19 protein-coding genes and 1 pseudogene are annotated in these 26985 nt (G+C 73.6%); 10 read left to right on the top strand and 10 right to left on the bottom strand.

What is annotated here, in order from left to right; genetic code table 11:
- Positions 1-96: 96 nt before the first annotated feature.
- The 4 genes from ACLF6P_RS22675 to ACLF6P_RS22660 all read left to right on the top strand — a co-directional run bounded on the left by ACLF6P_RS22675 (position 97) and on the right by ACLF6P_RS22660 (position 5520).
- Positions 97-942 (top strand): FHA domain-containing protein, encoded by an 846-nt coding sequence (locus tag ACLF6P_RS22675; protein WP_415952478.1) that lies wholly within the window; start codon positions 97-99, stop codon positions 940-942.
- Positions 939-2543, top strand: a complete 1605-nt coding sequence (locus tag ACLF6P_RS22670) for a protein kinase domain-containing protein (RefSeq protein WP_415952477.1) — start codon at positions 939-941, stop codon at positions 2541-2543. Before ACLF6P_RS22675 ends, ACLF6P_RS22670 begins: the two co-directional genes overlap by 4 nt.
- 148 nt (positions 2544-2691) lie before the next feature.
- Positions 2692-3093: a hypothetical protein gene (locus tag ACLF6P_RS22665; RefSeq protein WP_415952476.1), complete on the top strand. Its 402-nt coding sequence runs from the start codon at positions 2692-2694 to the stop codon at positions 3091-3093.
- 294 nt (positions 3094-3387) lie between these two features.
- On the top strand, positions 3388-5520 hold the full coding sequence (locus ACLF6P_RS22660) for a protein kinase domain-containing protein (protein ID WP_415952475.1): 2133 nt from the start codon (positions 3388-3390) through the stop codon (positions 5518-5520).
- A gap of 132 nt (positions 5521-5652) precedes the next feature.
- Here the strand turns inward: ACLF6P_RS22660 and ACLF6P_RS22655 are convergent, their stop codons facing one another.
- Entirely contained in the window at positions 5653-6507 is an 855-nt protein-coding gene (locus ACLF6P_RS22655; protein WP_415952474.1) for a hypothetical protein, read from the bottom strand.
- Between the two features lie 207 nt (positions 6508-6714).
- Here ACLF6P_RS22655 and purN point away from each other — a divergent pair, with 207 nt between their 5' ends.
- Both purN and purH read left to right on the top strand, forming a co-directional pair.
- Positions 6715-7365 (top strand): phosphoribosylglycinamide formyltransferase, encoded by a 651-nt coding sequence (gene purN, locus ACLF6P_RS22650; protein ID WP_415952473.1) that lies wholly within the window; start codon positions 6715-6717, stop codon positions 7363-7365.
- Positions 7362-8987, top strand: coding sequence for a bifunctional phosphoribosylaminoimidazolecarboxamide formyltransferase/IMP cyclohydrolase (gene purH, locus ACLF6P_RS22645; RefSeq protein WP_415952472.1), 1626 nt, complete (start codon positions 7362-7364; stop codon positions 8985-8987). The genes purN and purH overlap by 4 nt, the downstream gene beginning before the upstream one ends.
- Before the next feature lie 84 nt (positions 8988-9071).
- Here purH and ACLF6P_RS22640 read toward each other — a convergent pair whose 3' ends face one another.
- On the bottom strand, positions 9072-9929 hold the full coding sequence (locus tag ACLF6P_RS22640) for a dienelactone hydrolase family protein (protein WP_415952471.1): 858 nt from the start codon (positions 9927-9929) through the stop codon (positions 9072-9074).
- Between the two features lie 194 nt (positions 9930-10123).
- Positions 10124-11998: a cell division protein PerM gene (locus tag ACLF6P_RS22635; RefSeq protein ID WP_415952470.1), complete on the bottom strand. Its 1875-nt coding sequence runs from the start codon at positions 11996-11998 to the stop codon at positions 10124-10126.
- A 150-nt stretch (positions 11999-12148) separates the two neighbouring features.
- On the opposite strand from ACLF6P_RS22635, the pseudogene ACLF6P_RS22630 reads away from it, so the two are divergent.
- Together ACLF6P_RS22630 and ACLF6P_RS22625 are read left to right on the top strand one after the other, a co-directional pair.
- Positions 12149-12256, top strand: a pseudogene (locus ACLF6P_RS22630) (RNA polymerase subunit sigma-24); the annotation flags it as partial.
- Between the two features lie 921 nt (positions 12257-13177).
- Positions 13178-14605 (top strand): RNA polymerase sigma factor, encoded by a 1428-nt coding sequence (locus ACLF6P_RS22625; protein ID WP_415952532.1) that lies wholly within the window; start codon positions 13178-13180, stop codon positions 14603-14605.
- Positions 14606-14869: 264 nt separating this feature from the next.
- Here ACLF6P_RS22625 and sucD read toward each other — a convergent pair whose 3' ends face one another.
- From sucD to ACLF6P_RS22590, 7 genes are all read right to left on the bottom strand, one after another.
- A complete protein-coding gene (sucD, locus tag ACLF6P_RS22620) occupies positions 14870-15754 on the bottom strand; it encodes a succinate--CoA ligase subunit alpha (protein ID WP_415952469.1) in 885 nt (294 codons plus the stop codon).
- A 21-nt stretch (positions 15755-15775) separates the two neighbouring features.
- Entirely contained in the window at positions 15776-16957 is a 1182-nt protein-coding gene (sucC, locus tag ACLF6P_RS22615; RefSeq protein WP_415952468.1) for an ADP-forming succinate--CoA ligase subunit beta, read from the bottom strand.
- 485 nt (positions 16958-17442) lie between these two features.
- A complete protein-coding gene (locus tag ACLF6P_RS22610) occupies positions 17443-18360 on the bottom strand; it encodes a hypothetical protein (protein ID WP_415952467.1) in 918 nt (305 codons plus the stop codon).
- A 139-nt stretch (positions 18361-18499) separates the two neighbouring features.
- Positions 18500-19528: a hypothetical protein gene (locus ACLF6P_RS22605; protein WP_415952466.1), complete on the bottom strand. Its 1029-nt coding sequence runs from the start codon at positions 19526-19528 to the stop codon at positions 18500-18502.
- A gap of 115 nt (positions 19529-19643) precedes the next feature.
- Complete coding sequence (locus ACLF6P_RS22600) at positions 19644-20822, bottom strand: vWA domain-containing protein (RefSeq protein WP_415952465.1); 1179 nt, start codon at positions 20820-20822, stop codon at positions 19644-19646.
- Entirely contained in the window at positions 20819-23509 is a 2691-nt protein-coding gene (locus ACLF6P_RS22595; protein ID WP_415952464.1) for a DUF5682 family protein, read from the bottom strand. Before ACLF6P_RS22595 ends, ACLF6P_RS22600 begins: the two co-directional genes overlap by 4 nt.
- A gap of 173 nt (positions 23510-23682) precedes the next feature.
- Positions 23683-24846, bottom strand: coding sequence for an ATP-binding protein (locus ACLF6P_RS22590; protein WP_415952463.1), 1164 nt, complete (start codon positions 24844-24846; stop codon positions 23683-23685).
- A gap of 173 nt (positions 24847-25019) precedes the next feature.
- Here ACLF6P_RS22590 and ACLF6P_RS22585 point away from each other — a divergent pair, with 173 nt between their 5' ends.
- Together ACLF6P_RS22585 and ACLF6P_RS22580 are read left to right on the top strand one after the other, a co-directional pair.
- Positions 25020-26501: an SWIM zinc finger family protein gene (locus ACLF6P_RS22585; protein WP_415952462.1), complete on the top strand. Its 1482-nt coding sequence runs from the start codon at positions 25020-25022 to the stop codon at positions 26499-26501.
- A gap of 23 nt (positions 26502-26524) precedes the next feature.
- On the top strand, positions 26525-26985 hold a 461-nt coding region (locus ACLF6P_RS22580), incomplete at its 3' end, for a DUF5691 domain-containing protein (protein WP_463315324.1).

Raw genomic sequence — 26985 nt, 5'->3', positions numbered from 1 at the left:
CTCGACCGAGGCGGGGCGCGGCCGCTTCGCGGACCGGGGCCGGGCGTTCACCTCAGTCCCTTACGCTGCATGCCGTCGTGAGGGGGGATCACAACTATGTTCAGTGTCATCGTCGTGCCACCGGGCGGTGCGGGGCCGGAGCGGCAGTTCCGGATCGGGAGCGGTGAGCGGGTCGCGTTCGGGCGGGCGGCTGCCGCGGACGGCGGGCTCGTCATCGATCACGAGGGTGTGCCGCGGGCCGCGGGCGAGATCACCGCGCACCGCTCGTTCTGGCTGATCAGCAACTTCAGCACGGACCAGACATACGTGGTGGAGAACCCGGAGGGCGCCGGCGAGCACATCAAGATCACGCCGGGGCGGCTGGACGCGCCCGTGCCCTTCGAGTTCGCGCGGGTGGTACTGCCGGCGGGCGGCGATCTGCTGAGCTTCGACGTCTGGGCGCCGCGGCACGCCTTCCGCAGCGCCGACCGCAGTGCGCTGCCGGGCCCGGCCACCGCGCCGGCCTTCTCACTCGACCCCACCAAGCGCTACTACGCGGTCCTCGCCGCCCTGTGCGAGCCGCGGCTGCGCGGCGCCCCGCGGGCGCCGCTGCCGACCGTCGAGGAGCTGGTGGAGCGGCTGCGCCCCACCTGTCCGGCGATCAGCCGCACCTCGGTCTACTGGAACATCGACTACCTCACGATGAAGCTGCGGCTGCGCCCCGAGGACGCGGAGAGCGGACGGCGCGCCAACGGCAAGAAGGAGTCGCTGGTCTCGCTGGCGCTGCGGTTCGATCTGGTGCGCGAGAGCGATCTCGTGGTCCTCGCGCCCACGGGCGGAGGGGCGGACGACTCCGGGAAGGCCGGTTCCGGAAGGCCTGGTTCCGGAAGGCCTGGTTCCGGAAGGGCCGGGTCCGGGCCGGCCCCCTCCGGAAGGACCGTCGCCGGGAAGGCAGCCGGATGAGCGGGCCGCCGCGCGCGGAGGAGAGCCTCGCCGTCGACGTGCCGGCCGGTTTCCGGGTCGGCCCCTGGAAGGTCCGCGAACCGGTCGGCTCCGGGGCCTTCGCCACGGTGTACGCGGCGGAGCTGGTACGGGCTGAGGCGGACGGGTCCGTACGAGCGGAGCCGGACGGGTCCGTACGGGGTGAGGCGGAGGACTCCGTACAAGCGGAGGCGGAGGATTCCGTACGGGTGCACAAGGCGCCGGAGTCCGGGCTGCCGGGCGAGGTGGCGCTGAAGTTCCTGCCCACCGGCACCCGCACCCCCCGCCAGCTGCGCCACCTGCGCGAACTCGCCGAGCGCGAGGTCGAGCTGCTGAGCCGGCTGCGCGCGCCCAGGCTGATCCGGATGTACGAGACCCGGACGGCCGAGGCCCCGGAGGATCCCGAACTCGACGGCGCCACCGTGCTCGTACTGGAGAAGGCCGGGCAGTCCGTCGAGGACCTGCTCGCCGACGGACCGGCGCCCGGGGCGCCCGCGCTGCTCGCGCAGGTCGCCGAGGGCATCCACCAGCTGCATGAAGCGGGCTGGGTGCACGGGGACCTCAAGCCCGCCAACGTCCTGGTGATGGCGGACGGTTCGGTGCGGCTCGCGGACTTCAACATGGCCGCCGAACTGGAGGGCACGCATGCGTACACGCCCGCGTTCGCGACGCCCGACTACACTCCGCCCGAGCTGCTCTGGCCCGAGATGGACGAGCGCGGCGCACGGATCCGTCCGAGCGCCGACATCTGGGCCTTCGGGGTGCTCGCGCACCTCGTGCTCACCGGCACGTATCCGCTGCCCGGCGCCACGACCGAGGCGCGCGTCGACGCGGCGACACGTTATGCGCGCGGTACCGACACACTGCGTCTCTCGCCCGAACTCACCGATGCCTGGCGGGAGATCATCACCGACTGTCTCGCGCCCACGCACACCGGACGCTCGGCGCTCGACTCGGCCACGCTGCTGCGGCGGGTCGAGGCGGTCACGGGCACGGGTCGCCCGCCCCGGCTGTTCCGCCCGCCCCGGCTGTTGCGCTCGCCCCACCCGTCCCACACCCAACTGTCCCGCGCCCGCCGGCCCCGCACCCGCCGGATCCGCCGTCCCGCCCTGCTCGCCACCGTCACCGCGGTCGTGGCCCTGCTGGCCGCCTCGGCCTTCACCTATCTCGGGCTGCGCCCGCAGAGCGGTGACGGGCTCTCGTACGGCTATGCCCGCTGCCCGCTCGGATCCGTCTGCTTCTTCAGCGAGCAGAACGGGATGGGCGACATGTGCGCCTGGGAACAGGACGACCGCGACTGGCTCTCCGGCAAGGAGCACTGCCTCTGGACGCGGGAGAAACCGGTCCGCTCGATCTTCTACAACAGCGGTGAATCCTCGGGCCGGGCCGGTGTCGCGTACTACCGGGGCCGCGACTTCACTCCGGTCGGCGAGGACATCACCCGCCCCGACTCCCGGATGCGCACCGGGTGCACCGCCCAACGCGCCCAGGGCAACCTGGCGGGCACGTACGCTCCCCGCTCACACCGCTTCATCGAGCACTGCGGGGTCGGCGCGGACAGCGCGGACAGCGCGGACAGCTGAGGGCGACTGAGATCGGCTGAGGTCGGCTGAGGGCGACTGAGATCGGCTGAGGTCGGCTGCGATCCTGGAAGATTGCAGGTTCCGTCCGAGGGCAGGCACGGGAGATCATGGGCGGTCGATCTCGTCCCACCGAAACCGGAGTTGCCGCATGCATCCCGTGGCCCGCACCTTCCAGATCCTCTTCCTGCTCGCCGGGCTCGGCATGTTCGGCTACGCCCTGGACGACTCGTCGAGCAACGGCAAGCGGAGCCCGGTGAGCTTCCGTTACGAGTGCACCACCGTCAACACCGGGACGGCCGAGCGGCCCAGGCCCAAGGAGACCTGCCAGACGATCGGCGAGAACAGCATGTATCTGCCCGGCACGGACGAGCCCATGGTCAGCGCACTGGCCGGGCTCGGCCTGATGGTCGGCGCGGCGGCCATATCGATCGGCTCCGCGCGCCGCACCCCGGCTGCCGTGCCGCCCGCCGCGCTCCCGCAGCAGCCCGCGATGCCGGGCTACGGCGCCTCCGGCTACCCGGCGCCGCCCGGCCGGACTCTGCACGCCTGATCCGTCGGCCCCTCCATATCCCGACCCTGGAAAGTTCCAGGTTCCCTTCCTGCCGCCGTGCGGGCACGGTGGGGTGTGCGCGCCCCAACGGGGGAAGGGGCGCTCGCTGTGGCCGCGGCGTCCCCTGAGACGCCGCGGCCCCAAATGGCTTCCCGCACCGGCCCGTGCCAGCCCGTCTCTTCCCGGATCTGCACCGGATGCGGCAGCTTCCCCCGTCAACGGACGGTAATCTCCGCCCTGTTGCTGCGCCGCGGACGCAGCCGATGAACAGCGCGCAGAGTCGGGGGACTCCAGATGACTGACCAGCGGCCCACGGACGCGCCGTACACGCCCGAGGCGGGCCGTGCGGCACGGGAACAGGCAGGGGCGGACCCGCTGCAGTCCGGTGATCCGGAGCGGATCGGGCCGTACGCACCGCTCGGGAAGCTCGGCAGCGGCGGGATGGGGCGGGTGTATCTGGCCCGCCCGGCCGATGACGCGCCGGGGCTCGCCGCGGTGAAGGTGATCCGGGCCGAGTACGCCGACGACCCCGAGTTCCGGCGGCGGTTCGAGCGCGAGGCGGCCGTGCACGCGCGGGTGCAGACCTCGTACGCGCCGAGGTTCCTCGGCACCGGCTTCGACGCTTCGCTGCTGTGGATGGCCGCCGAGTATCTGCCCGGCCTCGATCTCGCCCAGGCCGGGCGCGACTGCGGGACGCTGGACGCGGCCGGGGTGTGGCGGCTCGTCGACGGGCTCGGGCGGGCGCTCACTGATCTGGCGGCGGCCGGTGTCGTGCACCGCGACCTCAAGCCCTCGAACGTCATCCTCACGCAGCACGGCGTGCACCTCATCGACTTCGGCATCTCCCAGGCCGCGGACGCCAGCGCCATCACCACCACCGGTGCGCGGGTCGGCACGCCCGCCTACATGGCGCCCGAGTATCTGCGCGAAGGGCGCTGCGAGGCGCCGTCCGACGTTTTCTCGCTCGCGGGAACGCTGATCTACGCGGCCACCGGATACGCGCCGTTCGGCGACGGCACGGGGGTGGACGTCATGCACCGCGTCGCCTTCGAGGAGCCCAAGGCCGAGGTCATGGCACAGGTGGCGGCGCTCGATCCCGCGCTCGGCGCCCTGCTCGCGGCCTGCCTGGCCAAGGACCCGGGCGGGCGACCCACCTCGCAGCAGCTGATCCAGGCCGCGCAGGCCTCGGGACACCTGCAGAACGGGCCGCGGCCCTGGCCCGGAGCTCTCGGCGCGCGCCTCCGGGAACGGCAGCAGGCCCACGAGGTGCTCGTACGTGCCACCGCCCAGGAGACCGGCCACTTCCGGGCGCCGACGCAGCGGGTGACGGGCGCGGAGCCGGGACCCGGGTTCGGTCCGGGGCCGGGAAGCGGGGCGGGATCCGGAGCAGGATCCGGGTCGGGGTCCGGAGCGGGGTCCGGAGCGGGGTCCGGAGCGGGCTTCGGTCCGCCGGTTACTCAGGGCGCGTACGGGGCGCCGGTGCCGCCCGGCGCGAACGGTGGGCAGACGCCGCCGGGATCCTACGGACCGCAGACCCCGCCCGGCTCGTTCGGGCCGCAGACCCCGCCCGGCGCGTACGGTCTCCAGACACCGCCCGGCGCGTACGGTCCCCGGACACCGCCGGGTTCGTACGCACCAGGAACCCCGCCCGGCGCCTTCGCGGTGCCCGGCGCACCGGAGGGGCACGCACACCCCGGCCCGCACGCGGCCGCATCGACCTCGCGTACCCGCGCACCCGGCAGGCGGCGGGTGCAGTTCGCCGTCGTGGCCGCCGTCGCCGTATGCGCCGTGGCCGTCGGGGCGTTCGCGCTGACGCGGCAGGGCTCGGACGACGGCGGGCAGAACGCCGCGGACCGGCCGGCCGTGACCGGCAGCGCATCGCTCCCCGAGAACGGCAACGCGCCCCACCCCGAGGACATCGGCACGTCCCCGTCGTCGAAGGAGACAGACAAGGACAAGGACAAGGGGGACGAGGGCGGCAGCGGCGACGACAGCGCGTCCGGGGACACCGGCCAGGGCGGCTCGGGCGGCTCAGGTGCCCAGCCGACCGGATCGACGGGCGGCGAGGCCGACAAACCCGCCGAGGGCGGCACCAGCGGCGGTACCTCCGGCGGTTCGGGCTCCGGCGGCGATCCGGAGCCCGCGCCCACCAAGACCACGACGAAGCCGGCCACCCCGCCGTGGATCTCCCAGTGCACGTACTACTCGGGCACCACGGAGACCGTCTACGGCGACAAGGGCCAGCGCGTGGTCCAGGTGCAGTGCATGCTCACCAAGCGGGGCTACAGCGTCGGCGCCGCGGGGGTGGACGGCGAGTTCGGCCCGGACACGCGGACCGCGGTGAAGAAGTTCCAGAGCGCCAAGGGCCTGGGCGTCGACGGCATGGTGGGCCCGAACACCTGGGCGGCCCTGCGCAGTTCGACCTGAGCGGCCACCGCCCGAGGCCGGGCGGCCACACCCGTCTGCCCGGGGCCGGACACAGGTCTGCCCGACCCCGGGCGAAGCTTCGTCCAAGGGGCCGGGCAGACACGGAAACCACGCAGCAGACGCGGGGACCATTCAGTCCTGGTCGCCGAGGACCGACCTCAGCGGGCCGGGCAGCAGCTCCTCGCACTGCTGCTGCGCGGCATGCGTGTTCGCATCGCGCTCGCAGACGTAGTAGTCGCGGTAGACCAACTGGGCCAGGAAGGTCAGCCCGACCAGGGCCAGCGCCAGGCCGCCCGCCACGAGGCCGCCCATCGCGGCGGTCCGCTGCGGCTTGGCGGCGGCGTCGGGCCGCGCCGCGGCGGCCTGCGTGGGATCGGGGGTGCGGGCCTTGCCGCGCAGCGAGGTCAGGGCCCAGTACACGGCGAACGCGCCGAGCGGCAGCGCCAGATACGGCCAGCCGAACAGGCCGAAGAAGAATCCCCACATGCCGGCGAGCAGCGCATAGCGCGCCTTGCGCTGCACCGGATCCGTCGGATCCCAGCGCATCGGGCCCATCGGACCGCCCGAACCACCGGAACCGCCCTCGGATCCGCCGGGACGCTGGCCGAAGCCGCCGGAGGAACGCCCGGGCTGCCGGTCGCTCCAGCCCGGCCCCGAACCGTTCCGGCCCTCGCCGTCCCCGCCGTTCTCTGGCTGGCGCGGCCGCCAGGGCTGCTCCGGGGTGCCCTCGGGCGGCGGTGCGAAGGGGTTGTCACCGCCCTCGCGGTCCGTCCCGCCGTCCCGCGCGGACTGCGGGGACACCTGGGAGGCGGACTGGGGTGAGGCCTGCGGGGAGGACTGAGGGGTGGACTCATCCTGCGGCGACGAGGGCGAGGGCATGCGGTCCGGCATCAGGTGTGCGTCTTCCCCATGGTCGTGGTCGGCGGCGCCCAGCTCGCTGTCGCGCCCGGCTGCGGTTCGTACAAGGCGTGCTGCAAGGCTTGTCAAGCAGCGCCATGCTCCCCAGACGCTACCTGCCGGTCACGCCACCGTCCCGTGGGGGCTCCCGTGTGTGCCGGTATCGTTGCTGACGGTCGGGCGCTTCGTAGAGTTCCCCGTATCGGGAACCCCGAAGCATTCGTATGACCGTACAAAGCACTGGTGCACCCAGCATGCGCCAGGCAGCCTGCGCCGCCGATGTGAAAGGGCCCCGCCGTGGCCACCCCCGTAACAGCCCGTTCCCGAACCCCCGCCTGCGCCCGGCCGAAGCGGCTTGTCGTACTCGTCTCGGGCTCGGGCACCAATCTGCAGGCCCTGCTCGACGCGGTGGCCGACCCCGGTTTCGGGGCCGAGATCGTGGCGGTGGGCGCCGACCGCGGGCACATCGCCGGTCTGGAGCGCGCGGAGAAGGCCGGGCTGCCGACCTTCGTCTGCCGGGTGAAGGACTTCGACTCGCGCGCCGACTGGGACCGCGAGCTGACCCGGGCCACGGCGGCGTACGAGCCGGATCTGGTGGTGTCGGCGGGGTTCATGAAGATCCTGGGCAAGGAGTTCCTGGCCCGGTTCGGCGGGCGCACGGTCAATACGCATCCGGCGCTGCTGCCGTCTTTCCCCGGGGCCCACGGCGTACGCGACGCGCTCGCGTACGGCGCGAAGGTCACCGGCTGCACCGTCCACTTCGTCGACGACGGTGTCGACACCGGGCCGATCATCGCGCAGGGCGTGGTGGAGATCCTGGACGAGGACGACGAATCCGCGCTCCACGAGCGCATCAAGGAAGTCGAGCGCAAGCTGCTCGTCGAGGTCGTGGGACGGCTCGCCCGCCACGGCCACCGTATTGAGGGACGAAAGGTATCCATCCCGTGACCGCCGCTTCTTCTGGGACCGCCGCTTCGGCCGAGACCGCCGCCACTTCCGGACAGCGCCCGATCCGCAGGGCCCTGATCAGCGTCTACGACAAGACCGGCCTCGAGGAGCTGGCGCAGGGCCTGCACGGGGCCGGTGTCCAGCTGGTCTCGACCGGCTCCACCGCCGGCCGGATCGCCGCGGCCGGGGTGCCCGTCACCAAGGTCGAGGAGCTGACCGGCTTCCCCGAGTGCCTGGACGGCCGGGTCAAGACGCTGCACCCGCGGGTGCACGCCGGGATCCTCGCCGACCTGCGCCTCGACGCGCACCGCGAGCAGCTCGAGGAACTGGGTGTGGAGCCCTTCGACCTGGTCGTCGTGAACCTGTACCCGTTCAAGCAGACCGTCGCCTCGGGCGCCTCGCCCGACGAGTGCGTGGAGCAGATCGACATCGGCGGGCCCTCGATGGTCCGCGCCGCCGCCAAGAACCACCCCTCGGTCGCCGTGGTCACCAGCCCCGCCCGCTACGCGGACGTGCTCTCGGCCGTACGCGACGGGGGCTTCGACCTCACCGCCCGCAAGCGCCTTGCGGCGGAGGCCTTCCAGCACACCGCCTCCTACGACGTGGCGGTGGCCTCGTGGTTCGCCGATGACTACGCGGCGGCCGACACGGCATCCATCAGCGGCTCCGCCGCGGGCGGCCTCCCGGACTTCCTGGGCTCGGCCTACGAACGCGCGAACGTCCTGCGCTATGGCGAGAACCCGCATCAGCCGGCCGCGCTGTACGTGGACGGCACGGGTGGCCTGGCCGCCGCCGAGCAGCTGCACGGCAAGGAGATGTCGTACAACAACTACACGGACACGGACGCCGCCCGCCGTGCCGCGTACGACCACACCGAGCCCTGCGTCGCCATCATCAAGCACGCCAACCCGTGCGGGATCGCCATCGGCGCGGACGTGGCGGAGGCCCACCGCAAGGCGCACGCCTGCGACCCGCTCTCCGCCTTCGGCGGCGTGATCGCCGTGAACCGGCCGGTGTCGGTGGCGATGGCCGAGCAGGTCGCCGAGATCTTCACCGAGGTCATCGTGGCCCCGGACTACGAGGACGGCGCCGTCGAGGTCCTGGCCCGCAAGAAGAACATCCGCGTCCTGCGCTGCGCCGACGCGCCCGCCTCCGCCGTCGAGGTCAAGCCCATCGACGGCGGCGCGCTGCTCCAGGTCACCGACCGGCTCCAGGCCGACGGCGACGACCCGGCGAACTGGACGCTTGCCACCGGCGAGGCGCTCTCCGCCGAAGAGCTCGCCGAGCTCGCCTTCGCCTGGAAGGCCTGCCGCGCGGTCAAGTCCAACGCGATCCTGCTCGCCAAGGACGGCGCCTCGGTCGGCGTCGGCATGGGCCAGGTCAACCGCGTCGACTCGGCGAAGCTCGCGGTCGAGCGGGCCGGCGAGGAGCGGGCGGCCGGCGCGTACGCGGCCTCCGACGCGTTCTTCCCCTTCCCCGACGGCCTGGAGATCCTGACCGCCGCGGGCGTCAAGGCGGTCGTCCAGCCCGGCGGTTCGGTCCGCGACGAGCAGGTCGTCGAGGCGGCGAAGGCGGCGGGCGTGACGATGTACCTCACGGGGACGCGGCACTTCTTCCACTGAGCGGTACGCACATACGCGTACCGGTACGCGTACGCGTGAGCGGGCGGGGTCCGGGAGTTCGCACTCCCGGACCCCGCCCGTGTCTCACGGCTGCTTCAGGTGCCGGGCGAAGAAGCGCTGCGCGGCCACTCCCGCGTGCTGCGGGACGCCGGTGTGGCCGCCCATGTTCGCTTCCAGGGCCTTCTCCTTCGAGCCGAAGGCGTCGAACAGGTCGAGGGCGGCCTGCCGGTCGTTGCCCTCGTCGTCCCACTGCAGCAGGACGTACAGCGGAATGGTGACCTGCCGTGCCTCCTCGAAGGTGGCACGCGGCACGAAACTCCCGGCGAACAGTCCGGCGGCCGCGATCCGTGGATCGGTCACCGCGAGCCGGACCCCGACAGCGATCACACCGCCCGAGTAACCGACCGGGCCGCCGATCCCGGGCAGCGCGAGCAGCGCGTCCAGGGCGGCCCGCGCTTCCGGGACCGCCCGGTCGACCAGCGGCAGGACCAGGCGGTCGACGATCTCGTCGCCGACCGGTTCACCGGCTTCGAGGGCCCGGCGCAGATCGGCGCGCGCCTGGTCGACGACGGGGAGGCGGGGGCGGTCGCCACTGCCGGGGAGTTCGAGGGTCGCGGCGGCGAAGCCCTCGCCGACGGCTTGGCGGGCGCGGGCCATGAGGCGGGGGTACATGCGGTTGAGGCCGAGGGGCGGGAGGCCGAGGAGGATCAGTGGGGTGTCGGTGCCGGTGTCAATGCCGGTGCCGGTGCCAATGCCGGTGCCGGTGCCGGTGCCGGTGGCAGTGGCAGTGGCAGTGGTGCCGGGTTCTGCCTCTGCGGCTGGTTCCGCCGCCGACTCTGCTGCTGCGGGGGTCCACAGGTAGCCGGGGATGCCGTCGAGGGTGAAGGCGCGTTCGCGGATGTTGCCGTCGAGGCGGTGGTCGGAGGTGAAGTGAAGGCTCATGGTCGTGCCTTTCGGGAGAGCTCGTGGAACGGCGCTCCCGGACGACCTGCCTACCGTCCGACCGTGACCCCTGAGGGGAGCACCCATGTCGTTGTTGCGGTCACGGGTACCACCTCCTCGTTCTGTCGCACGGCCGCCGGCAGGGTAACAACCGCTCGGCGCGTCGCGCCAAGGGTTTTCCGGCGGGTGCGCGGCTACGGGGCTTCGGGCTTGTCCGGCACGTCGGTGGGATCGGGGGCCGGAGCCGGCTTGGCCTGTTCGGTGGGGGCGGCGGGAATGGCGGGATCGGTCGGATCGGGGGGATCGGGGGGATCGGTCGCCGGGACCGCGCTGAGGAAGTCGTACGGCTCGAAGGACGGTACGGGCGGGGGCGCTTTCACGGGTGGGGGCGCCGTGACGGACGCGGCCGGCGAGTCCGGCTGCTCCGCATCCGAGCCGACCGGCTGCTCCTCGTCCGGATCGTCCGGCTGCTGCGCCTCCGGCTGCTCCGAGCTCCGCCGCGGCCACCAACGGGGCAGCCGTCGCACGCGTGCGACGAAGTACCGGCCGGACGGGCCGGACCCGGGGGCCGGGGACGCGTCGGCTTCGCCGGTCATGGCCTCCGCTTCCGACGCCACCTTGTCCGACGCCGCCTCGCCCGGCCTGCTCCCGTCCGACGTCGCCTCGCCTGGCGCCACCTCGCCCGACCTCACCTTCGGCAGCCGCGCCCGCCATCCCCGTACGCCCAGAGCCACCGGCATCCCGGCAAGCAGCACCCAGCCGCAGGCCGCGGCCCCCGTCTGCCACCAAACCGGCCCGAAGTCCGCCAGCCTGCCGGTGCCGAGCGGGCCGCCCGCGAGGGTGGCGAGGAGAGCGAAGGCGAGGCCGGTGGCGAGGGCCGCGAACGCGGTGGTCAGGGCAGTGGTCCCACTGCTCCAGGCCTGGGTCCGCTCGCCGCCCGCCGGGGCTGCCGCGCGGGCCACCCACCAGCCGGCGCTCAGGCCGGCGAGCGCGGCCACACCGGTGCAGGCCCAGTTCAGCGCGGTTCCGGGACCGGGCGAGGGCACGGCGGCGAGCAGCGGGAACGTCGGCAGCAGCGGGCCGCCGTCGGCGGCGGCGGCCGGGGCGCCGAGGGGCCAGGCGAGCTGGCCGGTGCCGAGCAGGACGCCCGGGCCGAGCGCGTAGGCCGCGCCCCAGACCGCCGCGTTCGGCACCAGCGCCACGGCGAGCAGCAGTACCGCGGCGCGACCCGACCAGGCGCCCGTGAGCTGCAGGAACGAAGCCTGTACGGCATCGAGGTGCAGCGCGAGTGAGACCGCCACGAGCAGCGCGCCGCCGCCCGCGAGCACGAGCGTGCCGGCGGCCGCCGCGCGTACGGCGGCGGCCAGCTGGTCCCTGCGGGCCAGGAGGGTGCGTACGGGGGCGGAGTTCCGCAGGCCGTACGCGGACTCCGGCAGCCGGCCGAACGGACGGCCGTACGCCGTCCACAGCCCGATGGCCGTGACGGCGAGGGCGAGCAGCGGCAGGTGGACGGCGGCGCTGAACGGGTTCGCGGTGACGGGGCCGCCGGCCACGTAGAACAGCACGCCGGTGCCCACGAGGAGGTAGCCGCCCACCACTCCGCAGACCGCGGTCCGCGCGTCGGGCGTGGCATCGGCGGCGTCACGGGCCGCGCGGTGCAGGAGGAGGGCGGGCAGGGCGAGCAGGAGCAGCGGGGTGAGGCCCACGGGCGCGGGGGCGCCGGTGAGGGTCTCGGGGCGGACGAGTTCGGTGCCGTGGGCGAGCAGCCACAGGCCGGCCGCGATGTGTAGGGCCTGGCCGGGGGTGCTGCCCGGGTACGGCGAGGTGGTCCAGAAGGCCATCACCAGAACCGCGAAGGCGCCGAGGCCGAGGACCGCGGCGAGGACGCCGCCCAGGAGACAGGGCAGCAGGGCGGCCGGTCTGCGCCGGGTGGCGAGTGCTCTGAGCAGGGTCTGCGGGGTCGTGGTCCGCGGCGGCGCCGCGGGCGCGTTCGCTGCCTTCGAGGAGGCCGTCTGCGGTGTCGGCGCCAGGCCCTGGGGGTGTGCGCTGCGGTCGGTCGTCCGGGTCACGCCCGCCATGGTCCCAACGACACGCGTGCACATCGGGTAACGGGCGATTGCCCGAAGTGTCGATCAATATACGTTTATGTACTTATCGGGGCTCGGGGCTCTGTACCGCCGTGCGCCCCGTGCCACGGCACACGGTGTGGAGAGTCCCAGATGCCCCAGAGCCCCGCAGCACCCCTGCCCGGCCCCGCGGAACGCCGTCGCCTCCGGGAGGCCAACGGCCTCTCCCAGTCCCAGCTCGCCAAGCACATCGGCGTCACCCGCGAAACGATCCGCTCCTGGGAAACGGGCCGCACGTCCCCGCGGGGGCGGACGCGGGAGGTGTACGCGGAGGTGGTGGCGGGGTGGCGTGCGGGTGGGTGTGCGGGTGCGGGCCCGCGTGAGCGTGAGGATGCGGGTGGGCGTGAGGATGCGGGTGGGCGTGAGGGTGCGGGTGGGCGAGGGACGGGGGCGCAGGGTTCGGGGGCGGACGGTCGCGCGAAGGCGGCCGGGACGGGAGCTGGGGCGGGGGCTTCCCGGGGTGGAGCAAGGGGGGCACATGGCGCGGCGGCGGGGGCGGGGGCGGCAAGGAGCAGTCGTACTGAGGGAGCGGGGAACGACCGTACGGAAGGAGCCGCGGGCGGCGGCGCGGGGGCGGCCGAGGACAGCCGTACGAGGGGGGAGCAGCCCGGGGCCGCGGTTGACAGGGCCTCGGCGGCCCGGCCCACGCCCGCCCTGCTGGCCGAGTTCACCAAACGGCGGGCGGGGCCGAGGGAACCGGACGGCGAGCGTCCGCAGACGCGGCCCGCGGCAGCGGCAGCGGCAGCGGCAGCGGCCAAGGGCGAGGGCGAGGGCGAGGGCGAAACCTCCGGTCCTCGCACGGGTGGGCGTGGCGCCACCTCGCAGCCGGGCACCGGACCGCGCCGGAAGCAGAGCCGCGGCCGGGCCGACGCGGCCCGTCGGCCCGATGCCCCGGACCGAGCCGCCACCGCCCCGGCGTCCACCGACGCGCCGCCCCCGGACGCCCGGCCCCCAGCCGAACCCTCGGAACCGGCCGAACTCGCTCAACCCGCGAAGCCTTCCGAGCCCGCGAAATCCGCGAATACGGCGAAACCGTCGAAGCCAGCGCCGGGCGATATCGCCGCGGCGGCGCCCGTTCACACGTCCCGGCCAGTCCACTCCGCAAAGGCTGTCGAGCACACCATGTCCGTGAAGCCCGTCGAACCCGCCCAGCGTGGCGAGCACAGTCAGTCCCACACGGCCGCCGAGGCCGCCGTACTCCCCCGGACCGCCGAAGTCGTCGATCTCGTCAAGGGGGACGAGCGCGGGCGTGAGCGCAAGGGCCGCAAGGGTGCCCGGACGCGCCCGAAGCCCGCGAGCAAGCGCGCGGCGAAGCCGGCGGGCACCGGTCCGGCGCGCGACGAACACAGCGGCGTGCCCCGCGACCACCACGGGGAACACGGAGGCACCGGTCCCCGGGCGACACAGGCCACGGACGGGCGAGTCCTTGACGTCCAGACCGGTGACGGCCGGGCACGTGGCGGGCCGGCCCTCGACGGATCGGGCGGCGACGGGCAGACCCGCGCCGGATCGGCCTGCGATCGGCGGGCCGGGCATCGGCGACGGGGCCGTGACGGGCGGAGCATCGAGCGGTCGCCCGCATCGGGCGTACGCGGGGAGGTCGGAGCCGGTGCCGGGCCTGGTGCGGGCGCCAAAGCGGGTGCGGGCGCCAAGACGGGTGCGGGTGTCGAGACGGGTGCGGGTGTCGCGCCCGATACGGGTGCCGCGACCGGCGCCGACCCCGGTGCGGGTGTGGGTGTGGAGGAAGGCTCAGGGCTGACGCCCGCTCAGGCATTCGATGCGCTGTACGCCTTCACCGCCCCCGGCCTCGTACGGCAGACGTACCTGCTGACCGGGCGGCGCGCGCTCGCGAAGGAGGCCGTGGAGCGGGCGTTCCACAAGGCGTGGGAGCAGTGGCCCGAGGTCGCCCGCGACCGTGACCCGGTGGGCTGGGTGCGGGCGGCCGCGTACGAGTACGCGCTCTCGCCGTGGCACCGGCTGCGCCGCAGCCACGGGCACCCCGACGTACCGCCCGCCGAGCCGGAGGACCGCAGGCTGCTCGACACGCTGCTCAGCCTGCCGCCCTCGTACCGCCGCACGCTCGTCCTCCACGACGGCGTGGGGCTCGGCCTGCCGGAGACCGCGGCGGAGACCGAGGCGAGCACCCCGGCCGCGGCGAACCGCCTGGTGCATGCGCGCGAGGCGGTGGCCGCGCGGCTGCCGGAGCTGTCCGACCCGGACGCGCTGCACCGCAGGCTGGAGGAGTTGGCGTGCGCCGAGAAGCTCGGCACGCGCAAGGCGCCGGCCGTGCGCGGGGAGGGCGAGCGGCGGGTGCGGTTCTGGACGCGGGCGGCGATCGCGTTCACCGCCTTGATCATCGGCGCCTCGGCGATCACCTGGGTCACCTCGGCGAAGGACTACGAGCCCCCGCAGGCCCCGGGCCAGACGGTCACCGGTGTGCCTCCGATGCCCGGCCCGGAGTCCCTCGACCGGAAGGAGAAGAAGCTGCGGAAGAAGCTGCAGGGGGAGCCGGGGGCGGGGCCGGAGCGGATCCATCCGGTGGTGGGGTAGGGCACGGCGGGTGCCGGGTCGGGGGCCGGGCCGCGCCCGGGTTTCCCTGGGCAGACCCCTCCCGCCCTGGGGGCCGAGCCCTTTTCAAGGCTATCGCCCGCCACTGACAACGCCCCACTCACGCACGCCGAAGGCCCGCACCCCTTCCAAGGAGGAGTACGGGCCTTCGTCGTTGTCCATCCGGTGTCGCACCCACCACGGACCGCAACAGCCAGCCTTTCAAGGCACCGCAGTCCGAGGGCGGCATGATCCGCCGGACGCCCCCTAGGCGCTAAGGGCAGCGCGCGCGAGCTTGGCCGTCTCGGTCGGGGTCTTGCCGACCTTGACGCCCGCGGCCTCGAGGGCCTCCTTCTTCGCGGCGGCCGTGCCGGAGGAGCCGGAGACGATGGCGCCGGCGTGGCCCATGGTCTTGCCCTCGGGCGCGGTGAAGCCGGCGACGTAGCCGACGACCGGCTTGGTCACGTTGGCCTTGATGAAGTCGGCCGCGCGCTCCTCGGCATCGCCACCGATCTCGCCGATCATGACGATCAGGTCGGTGTCCGGGTCGGCCTCGAAGGCCGCCAGGGCGTCGATGTGCGTCGTGCCGATGACCGGGTCGCCACCGATGCCGACGGCGGACGAGAAGCCGATGTCACGGAGCTCGTACATCATCTGGTACGTCAGCGTGCCGGACTTCGAGACCAGGCCGATGCGGCCCGGCTTGGTGATGTCGCCCGGGATGATGCCGGCGTTGGACTGGCCCGGCGTGATGAGGCCGGGGCAGTTCGGGCCGATGATGCGGGTCTTGTCGCCCTTCGACTTCGCGTACGCGTAGAACGCGGCGGAGTCGTGGACGGCGATGCCCTCGGTGATGACGACGGCGAGCGGGATCTCGGCGTCGATCGCCTCGACGACCGCGGCCTTGGAGAAGGCCGGCGGGACGAAGAGGACGGAGACGTTGGCTCCCGTCTTCTCCATCGCCTCGGCGACGGTGCCGAAGACCGGGATGTCGTTGCCGTCGATGTCGACCGACGTGCCCGCCTTGCGGGGGTTCACGCCGCCGACGATGTTGGTGCCGTCACCGAGCATGAGCTTGGTGTGCTTCATGCCCGTGGCACCGGTCATGCCCTGGACGATGACCTTGCTGTCCTTGTTCAGGAAGATAGCCATGGTTCTACAGTCCCTCTTCCCTTACTTCGCAGCCGCAGCGAGCTCGGCGGCCTTGTCGGCCGCGCCGTCCATGGTGTCCACGCGCTGTACGAGCGGGTGGTTGGCGTCGCTGAGGATCTTGCGACCCAGCTCCGCGTTGTTGCCGTCGAGGCGCACGACCAGCGGCTTGGTGACCTCTTCGCCCTTGGACTTGAGGAGCTCCAGGGCCTGGACGATGCCGTTGGCGACCTCGTCGCAGGCGGTGATGCCGCCGAAGACGTTGACGAAGACGGACTTGACGTCCGGGTCGCCGAGGATGATCTCGAGACCGTTCGCCATGACCTCGGCGGAGGCGCCGCCGCCGATGTCGAGGAAGTTCGCGGGCTTGACGCCCGAGTGGTTCTCACCGGCGTACGCGACGACGTCCAGGGTCGACATGACCAGACCGGCGCCGTTGCCGATGATGCCCACCTCGCCGTCGAGCTTGACGTAGTTGAGGTCCTTGGCCTTGGCAGCAGCCTCGAGCGGGTTGGCTGCGGCCTTGTCCTCGAGGGCCTCGTGGCCGGGCTGACGGAAGGCGGCGTTCTCGTCGAGCGAGACCTTGCCGTCGAGCGCGAGGACCTTGCCGGACTCGGTCTTGGCCAGCGGGTTGACCTCGACCAGGAGGGCGTCCTCCTCGACGAAGGTCTTCCACAGCGTCTGCAGGATCTCGACGATCTGGTCGGCCACGTCGGCCGGGAACTTCGCGGCCTCGACGATCTCGCGGGCCTTCTCGGGGGTCACACCCTCGTTGGCGTCGATCGGGGTCTTGGCGACGGCCTCCGGGCGCTCCTCCGCCACCTGCTCGATCTCCACGCCGCCCTCGACGGAGGCGATGGAGAGGAAGGTGCGGTTGGTGCGGTCGAGCAGGAAGGAGACGTAGTACTCCTCCGCGATGCCCGGCGCCATCTCCGCCAGCATGACCTTGTGGACCGTGTGGCCCTTGATGTCCATGCCGAGGATGTTGGTCGCGTGCTCGACCGCCTCATCGGCGTTGCCGGCCAGCTTGACGCCGCCCGCCTTGCCGCGGCCGCCGACCTTCACCTGCGCCTTGACGACGGACTTGCCGCCGAGACGCTCGGTCACCGCGCGCGCCGCCTCAGGCGTGTCGATGACTTCACCGGCCAGCACCGGTACACCGTGCTTGGCGAAGAGGTCCCTCGCCTGGTACTCGAACAGGTCCACGCGCGTCCGTCCCTTTTCCGTGTCGCGTCGGTATCACGTACACCGCGATCGCTCTCATTGCATCGTCGTCGACGTCATCGCACCGAGGCCGATTGCGTTGCGCTGATCGCGATCGCTTCTGTCGCGTTCGTTGTCTGCGTGGGCGTGCCGCGAAGGGCAACGTGACGGCGCTGTCACAGAGGGAGTGCGTACACGGTGTCCGTGGACGCGGCATGTCCGTCTCGCAGGTTATCGCCGCCGGACGTAGGTCCCTAAATCGCAGATCACACTGCGGCGGTGATAACGGTCACAGGATCCGGCCCGGAAGGTCACGGAATCCCAGCCCGGCCACGGGCCGTGGCACCCGCTCGCGTGGTGGGTCCCCGCCACCGTACGAGAGGAGGACGCCCCGGCCCGCGGCCGCGCGGGGACCGGCCTGGCGGGCCGGTCCCCCGTCGGTCAGGACCGGCCGAATAGGTGACCGGTCCGACTCGGTTGCGGCTCGCTCAGAAGCCGGGGGTGTAGCTGGGAGCCACCGCGTCGGCCGTGCCGTCGATGCCGGAGGCGAGGTTCGAGAGCAGCGGGTCCGCGTCCGAGGTGACGGTGCCCGTGAGGTCCTGCGAGAACGAACCCACCTCGGAGGTGACCCCGCGCGCCAGGCCGTCGGCCTCGCCGCCGACGCCCGTCGCCAGGCCGGTCGCGGCCGTGGAGACGTCCTCGACCAGCGGCTGCACCTGGTCGACGACGGCATCGGCCACCGGGCGCACCTCGCCGACGACGCCTTCGGCGAAGGGCTGCACCTCGGAGGTGACGCCCTGCGCGAGCGGCGTGACATCGCCGGCCACGCCGTCCACCAGCGTCCCGGCATCCGTGACCGCCTGGTGCGCGACGGGGAGCACATGCGCGACGGCGGCCGCGGCGACCGGCGGCAGCACGGCGGCGGCGGTCTCGTCGACCACGGGCGCCGCGGCCCGGGTCGCGGCCTGTGCGTGTGCGGTGGCCCGGCCCGGGGCCCGGTCGACCAGCTCGGGGGCGAAGTCCTCGAGCGAACCGAAGAGGTAGTCGATCTCGCCGACGGCGGCCTGGGCCTGGCCCGCGGCCTCAAGCGCGCCGTCCGGCAGGGCGGCCCGCTCGGCACCGAGGTCCACGCCCTCGACGCCCTCGACGTGCGAGACGGCCTCGGCGCCGCCCGCCGCCGCCTTCGCCTTGTCCTCGACGGTCCCGGCGCCGTCGCGCGCGGTGTCGAACCCGTCGACGGCGGCGTCCGGGGTGCTGACCGGTGCGGAGACGGGCAGCTCGGCGGCGCTCGCGCTCGCCGAGGCGAGACCGACCACGCCGGTGGCGCCCGCGGCGGTGATGACGATGGAGCTGCGGAGCTTCCGTGCGTTGACGGAGGCCGCGCTCGGCTTCTTGTGCTTGCTCATGGTGGCTTCGGATCCTTCGAATTCGAGGGTACGAAGGGGCCGTCGGCGGCTCTCCTTCGCAGCGGGCAGACCTGTCCCGCCCCCGCGCGGCAGGTCACGAGAGCCGGTGGCCGGCTCTCAGGCGGGGGAAGGGGCTGCCCTAGCCGGGGAATTCGAGTACGTCGCGATGACGGTCGCGGATCCGGTCGTACGAGGTGGAGTCACCGCCGCCGACGAGGAGCCGCGCACCGGGGTGCCGGTCCGGGAGGGTCGCGGCCTGCGCATCGGCGTGCCGCTGGGCACCGGACTCGGCGGTGCTGTGGGCTCCGAGGCCCTGGGGCGCGCCCGGCACGGGCGCGGCGCCGGACGGCGCGCCGGTCCCGCCCGCCGGGTGGGCGGCGGGGTGGGCCGGGTGCTCGGGTATGGAGGGATGCGGGGCGGCTGTCGGGCCGCGCCGGGTGAGGGGGTGCTGCGAGGCGTCGGTGCGCGGGAGGTCGGTGGCATCGGCGGGCTCGTCCCCGCCGTTCACCGGCTGCGGCTGCGGCTGCGGCTGCGTGCCGTCGGCGGTGTCGCCGCCGGTGCCGCCGGTCGGCAGCAGGTCGTACGGGAGCGGCAGCTCGGGCAGCCCCACGGGTTCGAGCACCCCGGCCACGCCTTCGGCGACCCGCACGGTCCGCTCGGCCAGCGGCTCGGCGGCCTCCCGTATCGGCTCCTCCAGGGAGCCGGCCACCGCGGTCACCGGGGCGGTCACGGAGGCGGTCACCGGAGCGACGACATCCCGGACGGGGGTGGCCACGCCGAGGTCGGGCACGGGCTCGGTGAGCTCACGTGCGGGCGCAGTGAGTTCGCGTACGGGCTCGGCGTGCTCACGTACGGGCTCGGCGTGCTCACGTACGGGCTCGGGTGCGGGGTCGGCGAGTTCGCGTATCGGCTCACCGAGGGCCGCCACGGGCTCGGCAATGCGCCACTCGCGTATGGGCTCGGTGGGCGCTTCGTGCCGTACCGGCTCGGTGAGCTGTTCCTGCGCGGGCGCCGCAGGGTCGGCTTCCGCCGCTTCGGCCCGCTCCCCGCACAGCACTCCGAACGCCAGGAACGCGCCGAGCAGCAGCGCCAGCCGCAGCGCACGCCGCACCGCCGTCGGGCGCAACAGGCGCCGGACGGCCGGGAACAGCGTGGCTGCGTGGGTCAACAGGACTCCATGTCGTGGGGAGGCGGGAGCGTGGCGTGGTGGGGGGACGGAACCGTTCGCTCCGGCGACGCGGCCGATACTCGCACGCGGCAACCGGTCCCGCGCAAGCCCCCTGTTACCGATGGGTCTCCTTGTCCGGTATGGGCAGTGAGCGCTTCTCGATCGCCGCCGCCATCACTTCGGGGAAAAGGTCCGGCGTGCAGGCGAACGCCGGAGCACCGAGCTCCGCGAGCGCCGCCGCGTGCTCACGGTCGTAGGCGGGCGCGCCTTCGTCGGAGAGCGCGAGCAGCGTCACGAACTGCACTCCCGAGGCCTTCATCGCGGCGACCCGCTTCAGCATCTCGTTGCGTATCCCGCCCTCGTAGAGGTCGGAGATGAGGACGACGACGGTCTCGGCGGGGCGGGTGATCTGCGCCTGGCAGTAGGCGAGCGCGCGGTTGATGTCGGTGCCGCCGCCGAGCTGGGTGCCGAAGAGGACGTCGACCGGGTCGTCGAGCTGGTCGGTGAGGTCGGCGACCGAGGTGTCGAAGACGACGAGGCGCGTGTTGATCGAGCGCATCGAGGCGAGCACCGCGCCGAAGACCGAGGCGTAGACGACGGAGGCGGCCATCGACCCGGACTGGTCGATGCAGAGGACGACTTCCTTCTTGACGGACTGCGCGGCCCGCCCGTAGCCGATGAGCCGTTCTGGGACGACGGTCCCGTATTCAGGCAGGTAGTGCTTGAGGTTGGCCGCGATCGTGCGGTTCCAGTCGATGTCGTGGTGGCGGGGCCTGTTGATCCTCGCGCTGCGGTCGAGGGCGCCGGTGAGGGTGGCCCGGGTGCGGGTGGCCAGGCGTTTCTCCAGGTCCTCGACGACCTTGCGGACAACGGCCCGTGCGGTTTCCTTCGTGGTCTCGGGCATCGCCTTGTTGAGCGAGAGCAGCGTGCCGACGAGGTGGACGTCCGGTTCGACGGCTTCCAGCATCTCCGGTTCGAGCAGCAGCGTGGACAGGCCGAGCCGGTCGATGGCATCGCGCTGCATCACCTGCACGACGCTGGACGGGAAGTACGTACGGATGTCGCCGAGCCAGCGGGCAACGGAGGGCGCGGAGGCGCCGAGCCCCGCGGAACGTTCCCGGCCGCCCCCTCCCCCGCCGCGCTTTCCGTAGAGCGATTCGAGCGCGGAGTCCATCGCGGCGTCACGTCCGGCCAGGTGGCAGCCGGTGCCGTCGGCCTCCTGGCCGCCGAGGACCATCCGCCAGCGGCGCAGCCGCTCGGTGTCTTCGGCCGTCGGTGGGGTGTGGGTGCTCATCCGGCAACCTCCGCGAGGTCGTTGCTGTGCGGTGTGCGATCACGGTCGGGGGCGGGTGGGTCGGCGGTGTCCGTCATTGCGTCGGCTGTGTCCGTCGTCGGGTCGGGAGTGTCCGTCGTCGCTCCGGCCGCGGTTCGGGCCGGGCCATCGGCGGCGGCCTGTGGTGCGTCGAGGCCGAGCAGCAGGCGCACCACGGGCAGGGCGGCCGCCGCGCGTTCCTCGTCCGGCTCGTCCGCGAAGCCGGGCACCCCGGCCGTCCGCTGCGCGGCGGGCCGTGCGGCCGGGTCGCGGCGCACCAGCTCTCCGAGAGTGCGGCGGACCCCCGCTTCGTAGGCGGAGAACGTGCGCCGCAGCAACGGCAGTACGTCGGTGAAGGCGGTGTCCGGCACCGAGACCAGCCAGGCGTCGACCAGGCCGAGCAGCCGCTCGTCATGGACGAGCAGCATGCCGCCGGAGCCTCCGCCGACGAAGCCGTCGATCCACGTGGCCGCCTCGGCGGGCGGGGTACCGGCCGAGAGCGCGAGCCCCATCAGCCGCCCGGCTTCATCCGCGCTCAACTCTCCCTCGTCGAGCAGCAGGCGCACCGCCCGCCCTCGGATCACTCCGGGCACGGTGTCACGGGTGGCGAGGGTGTGCAGGACGCCGTGCCAGCGCGGGCGTATGCCGTCCGGAGCCGAGTCGTCGGGGCCGCCGGGGTTGCCGGTGTCCCCGGGCGCGCCGCGGTCGCCGCCCCCCGTCGCCCCCGCCGACTCCGCGGCGTCGTCGAGGAGTGAGACCGCCGCGTGGACCGCGTCCACATGGGAACGCATCTCGGCCGCGCCGTCCGCGTCCAGGCCCGCGCAGGCCGGGGCGAGGCCGACGAAGAGCCGCTCGGCCAGCCCGGCCGCTACCTCGGTGAGTGCGCCGGTGTCGGTGCCGCGTACGTCGCCGTACCGCAGCGAGCGGACCAGCGCGGGCAGGGCCTGGGCGAGGTGGCCGACGTCCGCGTCGAGCGCCGCGCGGTCGGCGAGCACCTGCATCACCACGGGCAGCGCGGCGGGCAGTTCGGCCAGGAGGCAGCGCTCGGCGAGGGCCGTCACATCGGCGAGCGCCGCCGCGCCCACCGCGTCCGCCTCGGCCTTCGCGGTGGCGGCGCCGAGGACGGTCGTGCCCCAGACGCCTGCCTCGGCTACCCGGACGGCGAGTTCGGGCTCCCAGCGCAGCCGCCAGCTCTCCCGGAAGGTGCCGGTACTGCCGCGGGTGGCCACCGCGGGCTCGCCCCAGCCGATGCCGAGGAGCCGCAGCCGGTGCAGGAGGCGGCTGCGCTCGGCATCACCGGGCTTGCGCAGGTCGAGCTCCAGCTCCCGCTCCAGCGCCTCCGGTTTGAGCCGGAGGCGCTTCTGGATCCGGTTCAGATCGCGCTGCAGCGGTACGGCGGGGGCGGATGCGGGCACCTCGCCGAGCACATCGCCTACGACGAGGCGGTCGTGGATGAGCGCGAGCGGTACGTCGGAGCCTTCGCAGAGCACCGCCCGCATGGCGTCCGTGGTCTCGGACAGGCCCGGCAGCGGGCGGCCGCGCAGCACGGCGAGGGTCTCCGCGAGGCGTACGGCCTCGATGACATGGGCCGAGGAGACGAACCGGTCCTCGTCGCGCAGCAGTCCCGCGACCTTGGTCAGCCAGCGTTCGACGGGCCGGTCGGGGGCGGCGAACAGGTGCGCGTACCAGCCGGGTGAGTCGATGCCCGCCCCGTAGCCGCCGGCGCGGGCGAGCCTGCGGTGCGTCCAGGGGACCCAGGTCATGTCGGTCTTCGCCTTGGGCAGGCCTCTGAGTAGTGCACGGTCCGCTGTGAGGGTGGTCCTCGCCCGCAGTGCAGGGGCGTGCCAGGCGCCGCAGACCACGGCGTACGCGGAGCCGAACTCCTTGGCGGCGGCGCGCATCTGCAGCCGCATATACGCCTCGCGTACGAGGTCGCGGTCGTGCCCGCCCGCTCCGTACACCTCGCGCAGCGCGCCCATGGCTTCGTCGAGCGCGGCGAAGGGCGCGAGGGCGTCCCCGTCGGGTGTGGTCCGCCGCCGGTATTCGACGACGTCCTCCCACCAGCGCTCCGGATCGTCGTACCCGGCGGTCTCGGCGAGCACGGCGATCGGATCGACCCGCAGGTCCTCGACGGGCGCCTCGGCCACGACTTCACCCGGATCCGCCGTCCCGTTTTCCCCCGGATCCGCTGTCCCGTCGCCCGGATCCGCCGTTGTGTGGCCCGGATCCGCCGCGGAACCGGGCTCCTCCCACGCCGACTGCTCAGCCTCCCGCTCCGGCTCGGCCCTCTGCTCGGCCTCCCGCTCCTCCTGCGCCCTCAGCGCAAGCGAGTGCGCCGCCGGAAGGTCGATGAAACGCACCGGAATCCCGTGTTCCAGCGCCCACGTGAGGGCCACCCACTCCGGCGAGAACTCCGCGAACGGCCAGAACGCCGAGTGCCCCGGATCGTCCACGACATGCGCGAGCAGCGCGACCGGCGGCCGCATCTCCTCGTCGGCGGCCAACGCCACCAGGGCGTCTGCCTCGGGCGGCCCTTCGATCAGTACGGCCCGCGGGCGCTGCGCGTCGAGCGCGGCCCTCACCGCCCTCGCCGATCCGGGCCCGTGATGGCGCACCCCGAGGATCCACGGACCCTCCGTGGCCCCGGCGTGCACCGGCTCCCCGTTCATCAAGCCTCCCCCTTTCACCTTCGTGACGTACTCGCCTTCGTGACGTACTCACGCTTGTGACGTACTCACCCTTGTGACGTACTCACCCTTGTGACGCATCCACTGCTTCAGCCGAACCGCGGGCCGCTCCTCGGCCGGCCGTCCCCCGCGCGCCCGGCGCCCCGCCCGCGCCCTCAGCCGCTCACCTCGCGGCAGGCCCGGTAGAAGTCCTTCCAGCCGTCCCGTTCACGCACGACCGCCTCCAGGTACTCCTTCCAGACCACCCGGTCCGCCGCCGGGTCGCGGACGACCGCGCCGAGGATGCCCGCCGCGACATCACCGGGGCGCAGCACGCCGTCGCCGAAGTGGGTGGCGAGGGCAAGACCGTTGGTGACCACGGAGATCGCCTCGGCCGTGGAGAGCGTGCCGCTCGGGGACTTGAGCTTGGTGCGGCCATCGGCCGTGACTCCGTCGCGCAGCTCGCGGAAGACGGTGACGACGCGGCGGATCTCGGCGATCCCGTCGAGCCCGTGCGGCAGGTCGAGCGAGCGGCCCAGCTGGTCCACGCGGCGCGAGACGATGTCGACCTCGGCGTCGACGGTCTCGGGCAGCGGCAGGACCACCGTGTTGAACCGGCGCCGCAGCGCGCTGGACAGCTCGTTGACCCCACGGTCGCGGTCGTTGGCCGTGGCGATCAGGTTGAACCCGCGGACCGCCTGCACCTCCTGGCCCAGCTCCGGTATGGGCAGGGTCTTCTCGGACAGGACGGTGATCAGCGTGTCCTGGACGTCGGCGGGGATACGGGTGAGCTCCTCGACGCGGGCCGTCATGCCCTGGGCCATCGCGCGCATCACCGGGCTGGGCACAAGGGCCTCGCGGCTGGGGCCGTGGGCGAGCAGCTGCGCGTAGTTCCACCCGTACCGGATGGACTCCTCGGGCGTGCCCGCCGTCCCCTGCACGAGAAGTGTGGAATCGCCGCTGACGGCGGCCGCGAGGTGCTCGGAGACCCAGGTCTTCGCGGTGCCCGGGACGCCGAGCAGGAGCAGGGCGCGGTCGGTGGCCAGGGTGGTCACGGCGACCTCGACGATGCGGCGGGGTCCGACGTACTTCGGTGTGATCAAGGTGCCGTCGGGCAGCGTGCCGCCGAGGAGATAGGTGGCGACCGCCCAGGGCGAGAGGCGCCAGCGCTCGGGCCGCGGGCGGTCGTCGGCGGCGGCGAGCGCGGCGAGCTCGTCCGCGAACGCGTCCTCCGCGTGCGGGCGCAGCACCTCCGTGGCGTCATCGGCGATGGCCTCGGCGGCGGTGGCTTCGGCGGTGCCTTCGGGAGCGCGCTGCGTCCCGTTGTCGAGCATGGTCATGGGTCCCCCTCAGGTTCACGCGGAGCGCTCGCCCCGCGGCCGTTCCCGGCGCTGCATCCAAGGTGCACCACGCCACTGACAATCGGCCTCGGCGACCGCCCCAACCCGCCTCACTCATCGATGAATTCGCAGGTCAGAGGCGATTGTCAGTGGCGGGTTCTACCTTCGCAGACATGACTCAGCAGGGGGCGCGCTGGACGGCTGATCAGGTGCTGGCACTGGCGCCTGACGCCGCCTCACGCAAAGCGGGAAGCAAGCTCGGGGCGGCCGGTCCGTGGTCCGAGGCGGGCAGTTCCAAGGAGGGGGCGGTATGGGGTTTGTGCAAGGGCAGCGGCAGCAAGCCCTATCGGACCGTGGTCGATACGGCGGGGCCTGCGTACAAGTGCAGTTGCCCCAGCCGGAAGTTCCCGTGCAAGCACGCGCTGGGGCTGCTGCTGCTCTGGGCCGGCGACGAGGAGGCCGGCCCGGTGATCGAGGAGGCGGAGGCGCCCGAGTGGGCTGAGCAGTGGCTTGCGGGACGGCGCAGACGCACGGAGGAGAAGGCGGCTTCGGGAAGGGGGGACGGAAAGCGGGCTGACGAGGAGGGGGCGCGGCGCCGGGCGGCGCAGCGGGCCGAGCGGGTCACCGCGGGGGTGACCGAGCTCGAGCAGCGGCTCGCGGATCTGCTGCGCGGCGGCCTCGCCACCGCCGAGCAGGCCGGATCAGGGCTCGGTGAGGAGACGGCCCGCAGGATGGTCGACGCGCAGGCGCCCGGACTCGCCTCGCGGGTACGGGAACTGGAGGTGATACCGGCGTCCGGGCCCGACTGGCCGGTGCGGCTGCTGGAGGAGTGCGCGCTGCTGCGGCTGCTCGACCAGGCCTGGCTGCGCCGGGAGCAGTTGCCCGAGCGCCTCGCGGCGACGGTGCGTTCGCGGATCGGGTTGCCCTTGTCGGCCGAAGGCCCGGCGCGCCGCGACCGGTGGCTCGTGCTCGCCCAGTACGACACGGCGGACTCCCGGCTCACCACACGCCGGATATGGCTGTACGGGGCGGAGTCCGGCACGACGGCGCTGCTCCTGTCCTACGGGGCGGCCGGACGCGCACCCGAACTGGCGCTGCCGGTCGGGCTGTCGCTCGACGCCGAGCTGTCCGCGTATCCGGGCAGTGGGCACCGCCACGCGCTGGGCGAGCGTTTCGCACCGGCCGCACCGGCCACAGCGGTCGCAGGGGCCGCACCGGCCACAGCGGTCGCAGGGGCCGCAGCGGCCACAGGGGCCGCACCGGCCGCAGCGGTCGCAGGGGTCGCAGCGGTCGCACCAGCCACGTCGACCGAAGTGCACCCGGCCCGGGAGCGCCCGGCCGGGGTGGGCACGCACGCGGCGGCTGCCGCGTACGGTGCGGCGCTGTGCGAGGACCCCTGGCTGAAGTCCTGGCCGGTGATGCTGCGGAACGTCATACCCGTGCCGTCCGGGGAGGGCATGCAGCTAGCCGACGCGGACGGTTCGGGTGCGCTGCCGGTCGTGCCGGTGTCCCGGCCCGGCCTGTGGCGGCTTGCGGCCGTCTCGGGCGGGCACGGGGTGACCGTGTTCGGCGAGTGCGGTCACCGCGGATTCACTCCGCTCACGGTGTGGGCGGGAGACGGGGAGAACGACGGGGGTGCGGTGTCGCTGTGCTGATGCACGAGGAAAGGGGGACTCGGATGGAGTCGGGGAACGGGCTGACGAGCACCTGGGAGGAGCTCGTCACGACCGCCCTGCTCGGCACGGACCGCCGCGGGGGCACGCGCCAGGCGGGGCAGGGCAGCGCGTACCCGGCGGGGCCGGGCAGTACGCAGGGCGTTGGGCCGGGCAGTACGCAGGGCGCCGGGCAGGGCGGTGTGCCGGGCAGTACGCAGGGGGCTGGGCAGGGCGGCGCACACGCCGCGGGGGAGGGCGGTGCACGTGCGGCCGAACAAGGCGATGCGCGTGCGGCCGGGCAGGGCGGTGTGCGTACGACCTCGCGGGGGCGCAAGGACGCGGCCGCCGCCCTGCTCGACGAAGCCGCGCTGCACACCGTGCACCGCAGGGCGGGGCTGCGTCCCGGGCCCGCCGCCACGCCGCCCGAACCGGCGCGGCCCGACGCGCGCCCCGCGCTGCCTGCGGCGGCGCGGCGGCGGCTCGA

Origin of the sequence: Streptomyces lothianensis (genome assembly GCF_047779955.1) — a bacterium.
GTDB lineage: Bacteria > Actinomycetota > Actinomycetes > Streptomycetales > Streptomycetaceae > Streptomyces.
This window is presented reverse-complemented; position numbering and strand designations above follow the sequence as displayed.

Excerpts from the sequence above, each read along its gene's own strand:
- ACLF6P_RS22675 (WP_415952478.1), top strand. The coding sequence starts at position 97 with ATGTTCAGTGTCATCGTCGTGCCACCGGGCGGTGCGGGGCCGGAGCGG.
- ACLF6P_RS22670 (WP_415952477.1), top strand. The coding sequence starts at position 939 with ATGAGCGGGCCGCCGCGCGCGGAGGAGAGCCTCGCCGTCGACGTGCCG.
- ACLF6P_RS22665 (WP_415952476.1), top strand. The coding sequence starts at position 2,692 with ATGCATCCCGTGGCCCGCACCTTCCAGATCCTCTTCCTGCTCGCCGGG.
- ACLF6P_RS22660 (WP_415952475.1), top strand. The coding sequence starts at position 3,388 with ATGACTGACCAGCGGCCCACGGACGCGCCGTACACGCCCGAGGCGGGC.
- ACLF6P_RS22640 (WP_415952471.1), bottom strand. The coding sequence starts at position 9,929 with ATGAGCCTTCACTTCACCTCCGACCACCGCCTCGACGGCAACATCCGC.
- ACLF6P_RS22625 (WP_415952532.1), top strand. The coding sequence starts at position 13,178 with ATGTCCGTGAAGCCCGTCGAACCCGCCCAGCGTGGCGAGCACAGTCAG.
- sucD (WP_415952469.1), bottom strand. The coding sequence starts at position 15,754 with ATGGCTATCTTCCTGAACAAGGACAGCAAGGTCATCGTCCAGGGCATG.
- ACLF6P_RS22610 (WP_415952467.1), bottom strand. The coding sequence starts at position 18,360 with ATGAGCAAGCACAAGAAGCCGAGCGCGGCCTCCGTCAACGCACGGAAG.
- ACLF6P_RS22600 (WP_415952465.1), bottom strand. The coding sequence starts at position 20,822 with ATGAGCACCCACACCCCACCGACGGCCGAAGACACCGAGCGGCTGCGC.
- ACLF6P_RS22595 (WP_415952464.1), bottom strand. The coding sequence starts at position 23,509 with ATGAACGGGGAGCCGGTGCACGCCGGGGCCACGGAGGGTCCGTGGATC.
- ACLF6P_RS22590 (WP_415952463.1), bottom strand. The coding sequence starts at position 24,846 with ATGACCATGCTCGACAACGGGACGCAGCGCGCTCCCGAAGGCACCGCC.
- ACLF6P_RS22585 (WP_415952462.1), top strand. The coding sequence starts at position 25,020 with ATGACTCAGCAGGGGGCGCGCTGGACGGCTGATCAGGTGCTGGCACTG.